We start from the raw sequence: 13,259 nt of genomic DNA, 5'->3' as shown, positions 1-13,259 counted from the left end.
CATAAGTCCATGAAGTGGAATCGCATCAATCAAAATGACGAATTGTTTTCCCTACTCTTCGTATTCCTGTTTTCCTTTACTTCCCTAATTTGGAACGGCAACTTCATGGTGAGAGGGATTGCCAGCTTTCAGGGTGTAGGCGACTTTTTTTCTGGGTCCTTTGATTCCTTTGGATCCTTAATCAAAAGTAGCTATAACAAACTGGAGTCTTTCGAACGTGTCCGAGAAGAGCGCGACTCTTGTTTGAATGTTATGGAAGAATACCGCCAACTATCCAAAGATGTCGAAAGACTAAAAGCCGAGAACGCTATCCTCAGACAAGAGTTGAACTTCCCTCTCCATATCGATTATCCTTCGGTTCGCGCTGAAGTTTTGAGTGTTCGATTGAACGCCATCTACCGCACCATCATCATCAACAAAGGTTCCGAAGTGGGAATTAAACCCTATATGCCAGTGGTCGCTCGGGCCTTGGACGAAAAGGGAAAATTTACGGAAGCCCTGGTGGGTAAGATCATCGCCGTTTCCAAAGGATCTGCTGTCATCCAACCCATCATCAATTCTAACTTTTCTATGGGAGTGTCCATTCCGGGAACCAACCTTTGGGCCTCACTCAATGGAAACAGTGGCCGCGGAACAGATGTTCTGTTAGATTACATTGATGCCGGGATTGTAATCGATCCAAAAGCCATAGGAAATTTTCCAATGGGTCCCAATCTTCCACAAACATCAGCCAATACAATGTTTACAGAAGGATTCAGTAAAATTGGAAAAGCAGTGTTTAGTTCCGGTGGATCAGGAGTTTTCCCTTCAGGAATTCCTGTAGGAACCATTATTGAAGAAGGTCCAAGAAATGGATCTTTTAAAACTGCCATATTACGGCCGTTTGTTGAGTTTGATAAACTTTTACATGTAATTGTTGTAAAGAAACTTCCTGAAAAGTGGCGCGAAGAGTGGCCTGCAGAAAAAACGATTCAAATTGATGGCCCTTATTTTGGAGAAATTGATTTTCCAAAGGAAAAAGATTATAACAAAAAAGAGAAGGATAAAAAACAAGGTGGTTTCCCATCTACTTTCGGAACTCCTCAGTATACAAAACCATCTGTGAATACAAATACACCTGATTCCTCGCCGACAGTTCCCTCTACTCCTTCAGTTCCAGAAACTCCCAAGGAGACATCACAATGATTTTAGATAAACTCTTTATCATCATAGGGCTGTTACTCTCTCACTTCCTCAATGGATCTAACCTATTTGAATTAGGAAATGCAGTCAGACCCGACTTTATGGTTATCTTTGTTGTCTTTTTTGCACTTAGAAAAGGCCCACTGTATGGACTTTGGTTGGGATTTTTTGGAGGCCTACTCACCGATACAGCACTCGGTGGCGAAATCGGCGGAGACAACATTGTTTATTATAAGATAGGACTCCATTCCTTTTCTTATGCCATCATAGGATACATTGTAGGAAAGGTGATGCGATCTTCCTATACAGAAAATTACATTTCCATTACTATCTATATCCTTGGATTTACATTGGTTTCAAGATTCATCACCTATCTTTTATTTTTGATGTTCTTTCACTCCAATCATAGTTATTCCTTTTTGTATGTATCTTTGTACAATGCATTCATTGGCCCTGCCTTGTTTTTTCTATTCTCGTGGGCCTTCCGTTTAGATGCAGATGAGGTGAGGCAATGAGCCAGTCGGCATCTGAGTTTCGCTTAGAAACAAGTTTTCGTAAACGATTATATTTTTTTACAGGTATGGTTGTTTTTACATTAACAGCCTATATCCTTCAATTGTTTAATCTACAAATTGTACAAGGTAGTGAGAACTCTCTAAAGGCCGAACGTTTTGTTCGCAGAAGTGAGTCCATCCCAGCTGATCGCGGCAATATATTCGATCGTAACTTCCTTACTCCAGAAACAAGCCAACCTCTTGTATCCAACTCTGCATCTTTAGATGTCATCCTAAATACGAGTTTGCTTAAGAATGATCCAAGAAAGGTGAAGGATTTTATTTACAAGTTCTGTGAAGCCCTCTCGATCCCCATCGTTTATTACGAAAAAGAACTCCAAGATTCTCGAATGATTAAAAAAATTCGTTCTAGAGAACCTTTCGTTCTTTTAGAAGGAATCTCTCGCGAACAACAAGAACGAATTCTTGTACTTGATAATATCAATAAATATGTCTATTTGGTTTCTTCACCAGCACGTGTGTATCACATGGGGCCTGCACTTTCGCATGTGACCGGTTATGTGGGAAAACCAACAACGAGCGATTTACAAGAAAAAGAAATCAAAACCTACCAACTGATCGGTAAGGGTGGAATTGAATCTCTCTATGACACAACTCTTCGTGGTCAAGACGGGTTTCGTATCCAAAAAAGAAACACTGAAGGAAATATCGAAGAAGAACGTGTCATCGAACATTCGGTTCCCGGAAACAACTTAGTTTTAACTATTGACCGTGATATGCAAATTGCTGCTTATCGCGCCCTAAAAGGTGTTAGGGGAACTGTCCTTGCCATCAAAGCAACCACAGGTGAAGTTTTGGCGATGGCATCCAATCCTTCTTATGATCCCAATATCCTCTCAGGAAAAAACAAATTGGATCGATCCAACCACTTTACGCGTGTTACCAACAACGGTGGTTTCTTAAATTTAGCAATCCAATCCAGGTTTCCACCTGCTTCCACTTTCAAAACTCTCGTGGGCCTTGCCGCAATGGAGAGTGAACACAAAATTAATTTTGATCCCAAACAAACATTTTCTTGCCCCGCAAGTTTTACATTAAAGTCAACATTCAAAGGTGTGCCGGACCAAGTGTTTTATAACTGGGACAAAAAAAATCACGGAGACCTCAACCTGGCTCAAGCTTTGGAAAAATCCAACTCCGTATATTTTTACCAATTAGGATATAAGTTAGGTGCCGAACCAATTCTCGCCTATTGTAGATTATTTGGTTTAGATAAAAAAACAGGAATCGATTTACCTGGGGAAGCCACAGGTTTTATTCCCAGTTCCGATTGGAAAAAAAGAACTTACGGCAACAAATGGTTTGATGGGGACACAGTGAACCTTTCCATTGGACAAGGTTTTATTTCAACCACTCCTATTGAGATGGCACTGTTTTATATGGCCGTTGTTAATAATGGAAAAATTTATAAACCTTATGTAGTTTCAGAAATCAGAAGTCCTCTCGACAACTCACTCATCCAGAAAACGGAACCAACAATTTTAAGGGACATTCCTCTCAAACGTTCCACAGTGGAAGCACTCAAAGAAGGTTTGTATTTAGTGGGATACTCAGGAACAGCATCCGGTGTTCTCAACTCACCGACACTTCCAGAAATTGCTGGTAAAACGGGAACGGCACAAACTAGACGTAGGGGAGCTTCCTCCTCAAACCATGCTTGGTTTATTGGATATGCGCCTGTGAACGCTCCTCCCGAAAAACAGATATTAGTTGCTGCCTTCGTAGAATATGGAGTGGGTGGTGCTGCTTCTGCTGCTCCTGCCGCCAGAGAAGTATTTAAAGCTGCTTTCCCACCAGGATCATTCCCAAGAACGGATAGGTCTCGTGCCAAAACCATGTTAGAAGAAGCACCAGTAGAACAAGAGGCATTTTAATGGCTGATCGCAATACAGAAAAACTCGATTTTTTTCTCATTTTCTCCGTAGTCCTCGTGGCAATGGCTGGAGTTCTTACTTTATACACCCAAGAAGCCAACACCGCCGACGGACTGGGTCGTTGGTACAAACAATTCACCTTTGTATTCGTTGGTCTTGCTGCCATGTGGTTTATGTCTAGGATCAACTATCAGTTGATAGGTTCCTATGCTCTTTTCATTTACATCTTTTCCATTGTATTACTTGTACTCACACTCATTCCAGGTATTGGATACCTTCCTTCTGGACGTGGGGCTCGTTCTTGGTTAAAACTGGGACCCATCACTCTCCAAGCCTCAGAGTTCTCCAAATTGGCCACAGTGATTTTACTTGGCCAGTATTTGGTTTTAAAAGAAAAAGAAATGCACAAAATAACGGTACTAGTTGTACCGTTTATCATCTGCTTGGTGCCTATGCTTTTCATTATTTTACAACCAGATTTTGGAACAGCAGTATCCTTTTTACCAATGTTATTCACTATGTTGTATTTAGGTGGGGCAGATATTTTACATATTGGATCTCTACTTACCTTTGGTGGAATATCCCTCATGGTACCGATGTATCTTGCTTATTCTCAACTAACGCTGATTCAACCACTTGTTGATTTACTTCGCAAAGATAACAAAGTAGAACTGGTATCGATTGTAAACCAACTCCAAGGTAAAATTTGGCTCATTTTAGACGGGAAAAAAGTATCTGGTTTGACCTTACCAGGAATCGAAAACCCGAAAAATCTACAGATGATCCGGGAAGCTGCTGATATCGTAAAAGACGAATATGCAAGTTTGGGTTTTAAAATTCTATCCAACGAGCCATTTATGTTTGGTCTCGGTGGGACACTTGCTCTCATTAGTTTGGTGATGATTTTTATCCGTATTGCGCGTGGTTCCAAACATCTTAGAAACTATTACATTACGATCGGAATTTTAGGGCTCTCCATTCTCTCTGCCATTGCTGTTCACAAATCCATTCCTTTCCGAGAAAACCAAGTTATACGGCTCACAGCTTTTCTAAACCCTGACCAATTCAAACAAGGGGCGGGTTACCAACTAAGAGCTTCCAAACCAGCGGTTGGTTCAGGAAAGGTTTTTGGAAAGGGACTCTTTCATGGAGAGATGACCGAAGGAAGAATCCCACATGTTCCCGAATCGGGAACAGATTTTATCTTTGCTTCCTGGGCAGAACAAACAGGTTTTTTTGGAAGTGTATTACTACTATTCTTTCTAATGTCGATACCTTTACGAGGGCTACAAATTAGTTTCGAAAGTAAAGATAGATTCGGGTCCTTACTTGCCGCAGGAATTGTTGCGATGATTTTTTTTCATATTGCCATCAATGTCGGTATTGTGATTGGGCTTCTCCCAGTAACAGGTGTTCCGCTTACATTTATGAGTTATGGTGGATCCCATTTGGTAATGGCAATGACTGCCGTTGGAATTATCCTTTCGATTAAAAAACGTAAGTTTGCAAACTAAAAATCGCCATGAAACCGACCAAAAAAGAATTGGGGGCAGAAGAGTTCTTTCAGACCAAAATCAAATTAGAAAATGAATTGATTCGTCTGGAAGAACTGGAAAGAGATTCGAAAAATTGTATCACAAACATGGTCCAACTTTCGGAACAATTGATTCGTATTTCTGAAACAAACGAATCACCCTACTTTTTGCAAAGAAGCAAACGCCTAAATACAGAAATTCATAAGTTCCAAATTAAAAATGAATACAAACAAAAAGAGTTCGATAATCTATTTCATATCTTAGAAAAAATTAAATCAGAAGATAAAATAGAATTCTTAGATTCTGCTTTAAAAAATCGAATCACTCGCATTGCCAATCGCCTCACGGAAAAAAAGGAAAACTCATCATCCTCATTGCAAAAGCTAAATGGAAAATTGGTTTTTATTTGTTATGTGTTAGAAGGTGTACATTTCTTAATTCCTAAAAAAAGTTACCGCATTCTTAGAAATATTCCTGCCTTCAAAAAACAATTACGGCTCAAGGACAAGTTAGTACCTTTGTTTCCAGGACCTGGATTTGTTTTGATGGAAGAAGGTGAAAAAAAAGAAAAAAATGTACTTCTTATGAAAGACTCTTCAAAAAAAGACAATGGTTTTTATTTTGATGAACTGAAAGAAGATTGGGCTGTATCAAAAACATCGTTGGAAGGATTATTAGAAAAAGATTCTACAAATGGACAAATATTAGGAAAAATCAAACGGAAAGGAAAGTTATACCATTTAGTTAAAATTTAAAATACGAACACTCTCCTCTTTATCTTTTGTTAGTTGCTCTTTCAGTTCATTCAAACCGCTGAATTTTTTTTCATCACGAATTTTGTGAACAATTTCCAATTCAACTTCTTTACCGTATAAATCTCCATCAAAGTCAAAAACATTCACTTCGACATGAAGTCCCAGACCATCAAAAGTGGGATTGTGCCCGATGTTCACCATTCCCTTATGATCTTTGCCACCAAACTTCGCAAAACAGGCGTAAACACCAATAGCCGGCAAAAGTTTATCCTCTGGAACTTTGATGTTTGCCGTAGGAAATCCAATGGTTCTACCTCTTTTGGCTCCTTCAAAAACAATACCTGTTATATGATAATTCCTACCTAAAAGAATTTTGGCCTCTTCCATTTCTCCTTTTTCCAAAAACCCACGGATCAGAGAGGAAGAGATTTTACTTTCTTTTTTTAAAACCGCTTCTTTCAACTCTACCGCATAACCATATTTAGGTTTATTTGTATTTAGAAGATTAAAATCACCGCGTCGCTCTGCTCCAAAAAAATGATTATAACCAATCACAATATGTTTGGCATTCAAAGTTTGGATCATAATTTTTTCTAAAAAGTTTTCTGCTGACATTTTAGAAAGTTCTAATGTAAAATCTAATACAACTAAGTAGTCGATTCCAAACCCACGGATGAGTTCTTCTTTTTCTCTTTCAGAAGATAAGTATTTGAAATTAGGTTTTTTACCAAGAACCACAGAAGGGTTTGGGTAGTATGTCACAACGACGGAAGGGAGACCTAACTCCTTAGCTTTTTCCACAGTTCGCAAAAGTAGGGTCTGGTGGCCTACATGGATTCCATCAAAGTTGCCGAGTGTCAAGGAAGAGCCAGTTTGAAACTCGTTTTGGATCGATTCTAAAGAGCGAATAATTTTCAAAGGGGGACTTGTCTCGTAATCCGATACTTGTACTAGGTGCTTCCATTGAAACTACGAATCCTTCTCCTTACGGCAATCTTTTTATCATCCTTTGCTTCGGTGTCTGCATCAGACTCTAAAATCCCGAAACAAGAATTTGGATTAGAAGAAGGTCTACTCCCAGAAGATATTTCTACCTTCCCGGAGTTAAAAACATGGGCCATCTACCAATCCTATGAATTAGAACCAGACACTGCGCACCTCGGACTTCAGGATTATATCTGTAGAATGGTTCCAGAAACAGGGCTCCAGTTCCTTTTGGAAAAACCCATTGTCTCCAAATCGACAGTCTATCTCTACCTAGACCTAACTCGTTACCGCCCTCTTAAGGGTTCCAAATTCAAACCGAGGAAACTGAACATTCTCGTGAATGGAAGGCCCAAACTTTCTGTTTATACGGACAAAAACCAAAGTTTTGCCAATCCAGTCGAAATTCCCTTAGAGCCTTCCGAATATCCAGATGGGAAGATTTATGTCGATCTAGTGCCAAGCCATAACTCACTTGGTCGTTTTTGGGGAGTTTGGGATGCTTTTGTTTTAGAAAATCGGTTGGATGCGAAAGATTGATTATACTGCGTATTTTTCGCGGTATTCGTCTTCGCCAATGGTTTGGAAATAGCTAGTAAGGCCTGCCACTTTGAAAACCTTCTCGATGGCTGGTTTCATATTCGCAATGGAGAACTTTCCCTTCAATTCTTGGACATAATTCAGTTGTTTGATGAGCATTCCAATCCCAGAAGAATCAATATAGTTGAGTTTCTCTAAATTGATGATAACATGTAGATTGTCAGTGGGTTGAGTAGGAACATTGGTTTCCAGGAAGTTTTTAAAATCCAGGGAAGTGTAAATGTCCAAACTTCCAGAAATGCTGATCACATAGGCATCGGCATTTTTTTTTAGATTTATTTCCATGGGAGACCTACCGCTAGAGTCGGGTTTTTGCGTTTTTTATCAACCTTATTTTTAACAAATTAATGATTTCATTTCAAAAGTCGAAAATAGATATAGAGTCTACTACCTGGGAGTTCGTATGCGCATCTCGTTTGTCCTAATTTTATCCTTTCTACTCACCGTTGGCCTTTTTGCCGCTGACGAAAAAAATGAACCTGTTAGCCAAGCAGATTCTAAAAAGTTAAATCCGGATGGAAGCATCGCCATCATCCCTTATAACGCGAAACAACAACAGAAGATCGAAAGAATTGGTAAAGAAGTAGATGATTACCATGCCGTCATCAATGAGAAGGTAAAGTTCCTAAGTTTCGAAAAGAAAATTAAAGATAGTCGTTATGGCCAAGTGACCAATGCAAGGGAAATCCACCTGCCATTTGAACCACGTTATGTCCTACACAGCCGTTTTGTCATGAAATTGAAAGGTGGCGGTGGAGCCGAAGGTGGTGGATTCTCTTTAGATGAATTATCCTTTTGGTCCAGAAAATCACTCACAGAAAAAGGTAAAGACCCCGTGACTACTTACCGTGAATTAAAAAACAATTCTTCTGGTGGAGTGAAGGGACTAACTCTCTCTGTTCGTACAGTTACTAATGCAGATGATAACACGTTAAGTTTTGAGTTAGAAAAAATCCAAAGCCCTTGGGAACGATTGCGTTTAGCAACAGCTTACCGTGACAGACTACGCGAAGTAGCAAGAACCATTGACAGATACATCCAAGCAAAAGGAAGTTTAGAAACTCGAATGGTTTCTGAATCGGTAATGGAAGTTTCTGTCAGCGGGGATTTCCAAGAACCATAATGATTACGAGGGTGGAATGAGTCACTCCATACCACCACCACAGCCTACCAACCTTTACGAAGTCCTAGAGATTCCCTTTGGAGCCACGACGGAAGAGATTAAATCCTCTTTCCGTCATCTCGTAAAACAATTCCATCCAGACATTCCAGTCACAGGCTCTTATTCCAAATTCCAAATCATTTACTTCGCCTACCAAACTCTAACAGGGGAAGGTCGAAAGGCTTACGATGAAGAATTCAAAAAAAATTATGCTCGTGAATTTTTAAAACGTAAACTAGAAGAACACCCCGTGGTCCTACCTGTATCTCGGGTTCGGTTCACTACTGGAATTTTAGAGCTCGCCAAACGCGGGTTAATGAGAAAAGGATTCCGGAATAAAGACAGGCGAAAAGTTACAGGAATTGATTATGATTTGATCATTGATATAAAAGAATCAGAGATTATGCGACCGGTGATTGCAGTCATTCCCCTTACTGTAAGAATTGTTTGTGGAGATTGTATGGGTGGGGATCCCCACTGCCCTGCTTGTAGCGGCCGCGGAAGCTACAAAGGTTACAGAAACCTGAAAGTAGAATTCCCTAGATCTGCACTCATCCATGGAAAGGTTTTTGAAATTGATCTTTCCAAATTCAGACCCGATTCCTTTACTCATTTTAAGAAAAAATACCTACGAGTGAAACTCTTAGTTCATAAAAATATCCCTTTACGAGTGAAGAGTGCTGTCTAAAAAGGAAATCGATGGAAAAGATTCCCAAAGTTTTATTTTTAACCCCCATATATAAGGAAAAAATCTGGGGAGGACGAAAATTCGAAACAGCTCTTGGTCGTAAAATTCCAGAAGGATCCATAGGAGAATCTTGGGAAGTTTCTGTTTACGGAACCGATATTTCCCCTATCAACAATCCCGAGTTTCGCAACATTCCCTTGACAGAACTTATACGAAAATCTCCAAACGAAGTGTTAGGTAAACCTTTTGTTCCATCAGGATTACCTTTACTAGTCAAGGTTATTGATGCCAAAGAAAAACTTTCTGTCCAAGTCCACCCCGATGATGAATACGCACTCAAATACGATCCTAAATCCAATGGTAAAAAAGAATGTTGGTACGTATTGTACGCAGACCCCGATGCAGACCTAGTAGTTGGATTTGATAACAATACAAACCGGGGAGAATATGAAACTCTCGTAAAACAAAATCTCGGAGAAACCATTCTTCGGAAATGGAAAGTAAAGTCTGGGGATGTATTTTTATTGAACCCCGGTACAATCCACGCCATAGGTGGAGGAGTTTTATTATTAGAAGTTCAACAATCTTCTGATTCCACCTACAGAGTGTATGATTATGGTCGATTGGGGGATGATGGAAATCCAAGAGAACTCCATTTAGAAAAAGCCCTGGCAGTTCTTAATTTTCAAAAATCCGATGGTTCAGAAAAGAAAAACAAACAACTCATCACCTACCATCCATTCCCCAGATACCTTTTTACTTCGAATGATAAATTTCGATTGGAATCTTGGGAATTCAACCAAGCGCAAAATTTCACCTTCTCACCGCTAGGTGATCCTGTGACCTTTGGTATATTTTATACAGTTTCTGGATCTGTTTATTTTCCTGAAATGAATCAGTCTGTTGGCTCGAACGAAACATTTATGATCACCGCAACCGGTTTTTCGGAAACCATATCTGCCTTTGCCTCTGTTGGGACCAAACTTGCTTTTATGTCAGCTGGTTCCGATTCAGTAAAATATCAATAACTGCCCTATTGACATTCTAATAGAATCAGTATAATTGTTACCAGAGAGGTTTCTATGAAAAAAATAATCACCCTATTACTCGTGTTAGCATCTACATCGGTATTTGCTTTGTCTGACTTGGAAAACTTGATGATAAAAGAGGCAGTTTCACCAGAAAGTAAACAAGCTGCACGTTCTTACCTAAACTCCATTGCAAAAGAGAAGGAAGCTAGTGCCAAAAGACACGAGAAAATGGCTGGAAACAAAGCTGGAAAGGCAATCACCGAAGCTAAGTTTAAAGAACATTGCCTAAATCTTGCAAAAGAATTTCGAGCAGAAGCAGAAGAATACAAAAAAGCTGCTGAAAATTTGAAATAAATTTCGAATCTTCCTTTTAGGTGGGTAAAGGAATCCGATCTGTTTCTCCTGGAACTTTTGGGAATTCATCTTTTGCCCATCTTTCCTTTGCCCTTTCAATGAGATCCTGGCTCGTAGAAACAAAATTCCAATAGAGATGTCTTTTTTCAATCAGTGGCTCACCACCGAGTAGCATCAAACGACTGTTTTGTTTTGCTTTAAACGTAACAGCTGTGCCTTTTTCAAATAAAACCATTGATCCCGCTGCGTAGGATTCTCCATTCGATTCAATGGAACCACGGGAAACATAAAGGCCAGCTTCTTCTTTGTCTGATAGAATCCAATTCACGGTATCTGCCCCAGGTTTCATTTCAATGTCAGCATAAAATAACGGAGAATGTACTGTTGCGGGAGAATGTAATCCTAAGAAACTCCCACCTAACAATCGAAAAACCAATCCATCTTTTTTTAGAACAGGAATTTCCAATTCAGAGAAGTGTTCAAAACTAGGAGTTATTTCTTCTTTTTCTTTTGGTAGAGCGATCCAAGTTTGAATCCCTTCAAGAACCTCATATTTAGGATCAAATTTAGAACGTTCACTGTGTACGATACCGGAACCTGCCACCATCCAATTGGTTTCGTGTGGCCTGATATCCATTTCCACTTTCAAACTATCTCTGTGGGTAATCACACCATCATACAAAAAAGTAATGGTGGCTAGACCTATGTGTGGATGAGCACGAACCACAAGTTCTTCTCCCGTGACCACTGGCACTGGACCAAAATGATCGAAAAAAACAAAGGGACCCACAGAACGTTTTTCCATCGCAGGAAGAACGCGACGGATGATAAAACTGTCTCCTAAATCTTTGGAGTGTCCGACGAGCGATCTTGTCATTTGCGTTTAGACTTCTTCACTTTTGGTTTTGGTTTGGATATTTTCTTTTTCGGATTTGGTCTTTGTTTTTTGGCCGGTTTGTTTGCCGTTTTGCCCACAGTCCCTTTTGATTCCTCTACCTTTCCCACAAAAAGTCCAATGGCTTCTTTTCCTTGGGTCCAATGAGCTTTGTCTCTGGCATTGAAGTAGAGGATAAAGATTTTTTCTGCTTCAGAATATTTCACATCACAAGCATAGACATGGCTTGCCTTCCACCCTTTTCCCGTGGGGCCAAGGATAGGAGTTTGGTTGATCCTTTCAAAATTAAGTCCATCTTCACTTTGTAAGAATAAAATCGCCGAACAAGATTCCTTCCTTACAGGATTCCAAAAGATTCCATTTTGAAATCCAAGGTAACGCCCTTTCCATTCGATGACTTTGATGGAGCCGGCACCCAAATTACAAAATGGATCCATTTCATTTGGGGAAAGGATGGGATCAGAGAAATAGGAAAATGGACCGAGAGGAGAAGTTGATTCCGCAACGGTGATGTATTTGGGTTCACAAAACCCACAGTCAGGAATATACACTAACGAAGAAGAAAAGTACATTCTGTACTTATTTCCAAACTTCACCAAACATGGATTACTGACTGATTCACCAAACCTCAAATCTTTATGGAACGGGAATTTTGGTTCAATGACAGTTTTAGGAGAGGACCAAGTTTTTAAATCTTTACTAGTTCGGACTTCAATCCGCGATTTCCACTTTCTATACGGAAACCAAGACATAAGAACATGCAGGAATTTATATTTCTCGTAATAGAGATAGTACGTCCCCTCTTCGTGGAAGATAAAAGGACGCATGGCATTCCATACAACGGTTTTCCTTTTTTTCCAATGAACACCATCTTCTGAGAGAAATTCTTGTACACCGAATATGTTGTGAGCGAAGAGATGCCAAAGGCCATCCGTACAATTTTCAGGAAACAAAAAACTCGGATCCGCCAAAACAGGTGATGGGAATCCGGGTTTTAGAATGGGATCGTCTTGGTATAATTGCCAATAGATGTTTTGTTTGTTCAATCGAAATGAATTTCCTTATTTTTCTAAAACTACTTTTAGGTTGGATAGTCCCTCTTCAAAGTCTTTTCCGATCATTTCTTCAAAATTCATAAAAACTAACATTAAATTCGAGGGATAAGGCATGGAACCATCAAATCCCCAGATGACTTTGGATTTTTTTTGGTCCAAAGAGGATACTTTCATATAACTACGTTCAGTGCCTTCAAATGGTTCAAAAAATCGAAGTTCTGTTTCCATTTCTAAAGCATCCGCATTGATCATTTTGATTTCTTGTTCGCCAGTTCCAACTTCTTTGTCTAAACTTTCCCAACGAGAAACAAATCCAACAGTACCATCCTGGCCTGTGTAAATTTTCTTCATGTTGGGATCTTTTTTAGCCCAAACACTGTACTGTTCCTGATTCTTTAACATTCGAATGTACGCAAATACATCCGAAGCTGGTTTGCCAATGTCAATGGAACGTTCTACCTGGTATTGAGTAGGTAGAAAGAGAGCCACGATGAGCGGGATAGCGATAACGCCAATGATTCCTATGGAAATTTTTCTGCCGAGTGTCATAAGTAAAGTATCCTACTGAT

Annotated in this window: 15 protein-coding genes; 10 read left to right on the top strand and 5 right to left on the bottom strand. The window is 39.6% G+C overall.

All coding sequences use genetic code 11. From position 1 onward, the window contains the following. The first annotated feature begins 9 nt into the window (after positions 1-9). From mreC to LEP1GSC195_RS16185, 5 genes are read left to right on the top strand one after another with little or no spacing between them, the layout of a single operon-like run. Positions 10-1,185, top strand: coding sequence for a rod shape-determining protein MreC (gene mreC, locus LEP1GSC195_RS16205; RefSeq protein WP_040506866.1), 1,176 nt, complete (start codon positions 10-12; stop codon positions 1,183-1,185). Then, on the top strand, positions 1,182-1,697 hold the full coding sequence (gene mreD / locus LEP1GSC195_RS16200) for a rod shape-determining protein MreD (RefSeq protein ID WP_015682373.1): 516 nt from the start codon (positions 1,182-1,184) through the stop codon (positions 1,695-1,697). The genes mreC and mreD overlap by 4 nt, the downstream gene beginning before the upstream one ends. Next, positions 1,694-3,631 carry a penicillin-binding protein 2 gene (gene mrdA, locus LEP1GSC195_RS16195; protein WP_002979253.1) on the top strand — a complete coding sequence of 646 codons (1,938 nt, stop codon included), beginning with the start codon at positions 1,694-1,696 and terminating at the stop codon, positions 3,629-3,631. The genes mreD and mrdA overlap by 4 nt, the downstream gene beginning before the upstream one ends. Next, positions 3,631-5,145, top strand: coding sequence for a rod shape-determining protein RodA (gene rodA / locus LEP1GSC195_RS16190; protein WP_015681513.1), 1,515 nt, complete (start codon positions 3,631-3,633; stop codon positions 5,143-5,145). Before mrdA ends, rodA begins: the two co-directional genes overlap by 1 nt. Before the next feature lie 8 nt (positions 5,146-5,153). Next, positions 5,154-5,921 (top strand): hypothetical protein, encoded by a 768-nt coding sequence (locus LEP1GSC195_RS16185; RefSeq protein ID WP_015682647.1) that lies wholly within the window; start codon positions 5,154-5,156, stop codon positions 5,919-5,921. Here LEP1GSC195_RS16185 and LEP1GSC195_RS16180 read toward each other — a convergent pair. Then, complete coding sequence (locus LEP1GSC195_RS16180) at positions 5,907-6,839, bottom strand: bifunctional riboflavin kinase/FAD synthetase (protein ID WP_015681730.1); 933 nt, start codon at positions 6,837-6,839, stop codon at positions 5,907-5,909. The two genes, LEP1GSC195_RS16185 and LEP1GSC195_RS16180, sit on opposite strands and share 15 nt — an antisense overlap. Before the next feature lie 36 nt (positions 6,840-6,875). Between LEP1GSC195_RS16180 and LEP1GSC195_RS16175 the strand changes: the two genes are divergently transcribed. Beyond that, positions 6,876-7,445: an LIC10729 family protein gene (locus LEP1GSC195_RS16175; protein WP_232227820.1), complete on the top strand. Its 570-nt coding sequence runs from the start codon at positions 6,876-6,878 to the stop codon at positions 7,443-7,445. On the opposite strand, the gene LEP1GSC195_RS16170 is transcribed toward LEP1GSC195_RS16175, so the two are convergent. Next, positions 7,446-7,790, bottom strand: coding sequence for an STAS domain-containing protein (locus tag LEP1GSC195_RS16170; RefSeq protein ID WP_015682560.1), 345 nt, complete (start codon positions 7,788-7,790; stop codon positions 7,446-7,448). A gap of 118 nt (positions 7,791-7,908) precedes the next feature. Between LEP1GSC195_RS16170 and LEP1GSC195_RS16165 the strand changes: the two genes are divergently transcribed. From LEP1GSC195_RS16165 to LEP1GSC195_RS16150, 4 genes are read left to right on the top strand one after another with little or no spacing between them, the layout of a single operon-like run. After that, complete coding sequence (locus LEP1GSC195_RS16165; RefSeq protein ID WP_015682041.1) at positions 7,909-8,628, top strand: LIC_12936 family protein; 720 nt, start codon at positions 7,909-7,911, stop codon at positions 8,626-8,628. Positions 8,629-8,644: 16 nt separating this feature from the next. Then, positions 8,645-9,355: a J domain-containing protein gene (locus tag LEP1GSC195_RS16160; protein WP_015682023.1), complete on the top strand. Its 711-nt coding sequence runs from the start codon at positions 8,645-8,647 to the stop codon at positions 9,353-9,355. An 11-nt stretch (positions 9,356-9,366) separates the two neighbouring features. Further along, positions 9,367-10,383: a type I phosphomannose isomerase catalytic subunit gene (locus tag LEP1GSC195_RS16155; protein ID WP_015680994.1), complete on the top strand. Its 1,017-nt coding sequence runs from the start codon at positions 9,367-9,369 to the stop codon at positions 10,381-10,383. 54 nt (positions 10,384-10,437) lie between these two features. Then, complete coding sequence (locus LEP1GSC195_RS16150) at positions 10,438-10,740, top strand: hypothetical protein (RefSeq protein WP_040506862.1); 303 nt, start codon at positions 10,438-10,440, stop codon at positions 10,738-10,740. 16 nt (positions 10,741-10,756) lie between these two features. Here LEP1GSC195_RS16150 and LEP1GSC195_RS16145 read toward each other — a convergent pair whose 3' ends face one another. From LEP1GSC195_RS16145 to LEP1GSC195_RS16135, 3 genes are read right to left on the bottom strand one after another with little or no spacing between them, the layout of a single operon-like run. Then, positions 10,757-11,617 carry a pirin family protein gene (locus tag LEP1GSC195_RS16145; RefSeq protein ID WP_015682314.1) on the bottom strand — a complete coding sequence of 287 codons (861 nt, stop codon included), beginning with the start codon at positions 11,615-11,617 and terminating at the stop codon, positions 10,757-10,759. After that, complete coding sequence (locus LEP1GSC195_RS16140) at positions 11,614-12,681, bottom strand: family 43 glycosylhydrolase (protein ID WP_015682493.1); 1,068 nt, start codon at positions 12,679-12,681, stop codon at positions 11,614-11,616. The genes LEP1GSC195_RS16145 and LEP1GSC195_RS16140 overlap by 4 nt, the downstream gene beginning before the upstream one ends. Positions 12,682-12,696: 15 nt before the next feature. Then, a complete protein-coding gene (locus LEP1GSC195_RS16135) occupies positions 12,697-13,239 on the bottom strand; it encodes an SRPBCC family protein (RefSeq protein ID WP_015681915.1) in 543 nt (180 codons plus the stop codon). Between the last annotated feature and the right edge of the window lie 20 nt (positions 13,240-13,259).

Source organism: Leptospira wolbachii serovar Codice str. CDC (genome assembly GCF_000332515.2).
Lineage (GTDB): Bacteria > Spirochaetota > Leptospiria > Leptospirales > Leptospiraceae > Leptospira_A > Leptospira_A wolbachii.
This window is presented reverse-complemented; position numbering and strand designations above follow the sequence as displayed.

Coding starts and splice junctions, on each gene's coding strand:
- rodA (WP_015681513.1), top strand. CDS start 3,631: ATGGCTGATCGCAATACAGAAAAACTCGATTTTTTTCTCATTTTCTCC.
- LEP1GSC195_RS16155 (WP_015680994.1), top strand. CDS start 9,367: ATGGAAAAGATTCCCAAAGTTTTATTTTTAACCCCCATATATAAGGAA.
- LEP1GSC195_RS16185 (WP_015682647.1), top strand. CDS start 5,154: ATGAAACCGACCAAAAAAGAATTGGGGGCAGAAGAGTTCTTTCAGACC.
- LEP1GSC195_RS16165 (WP_015682041.1), top strand. CDS start 7,909: ATGCGCATCTCGTTTGTCCTAATTTTATCCTTTCTACTCACCGTTGGC.
- LEP1GSC195_RS16150 (WP_040506862.1), top strand. CDS start 10,438: ATGAAAAAAATAATCACCCTATTACTCGTGTTAGCATCTACATCGGTA.
- mreC (WP_040506866.1), top strand. CDS start 10: ATGAAGTGGAATCGCATCAATCAAAATGACGAATTGTTTTCCCTACTC.
- mreD (WP_015682373.1), top strand. CDS start 1,182: ATGATTTTAGATAAACTCTTTATCATCATAGGGCTGTTACTCTCTCAC.
- LEP1GSC195_RS16145 (WP_015682314.1), bottom strand. CDS start 11,617: ATGACAAGATCGCTCGTCGGACACTCCAAAGATTTAGGAGACAGTTTT.
- mrdA (WP_002979253.1), top strand. CDS start 1,694: ATGAGCCAGTCGGCATCTGAGTTTCGCTTAGAAACAAGTTTTCGTAAA.
- LEP1GSC195_RS16135 (WP_015681915.1), bottom strand. CDS start 13,239: ATGACACTCGGCAGAAAAATTTCCATAGGAATCATTGGCGTTATCGCT.
- LEP1GSC195_RS16160 (WP_015682023.1), top strand. CDS start 8,645: ATGAGTCACTCCATACCACCACCACAGCCTACCAACCTTTACGAAGTC.
- LEP1GSC195_RS16170 (WP_015682560.1), bottom strand. CDS start 7,790: ATGGAAATAAATCTAAAAAAAAATGCCGATGCCTATGTGATCAGCATT.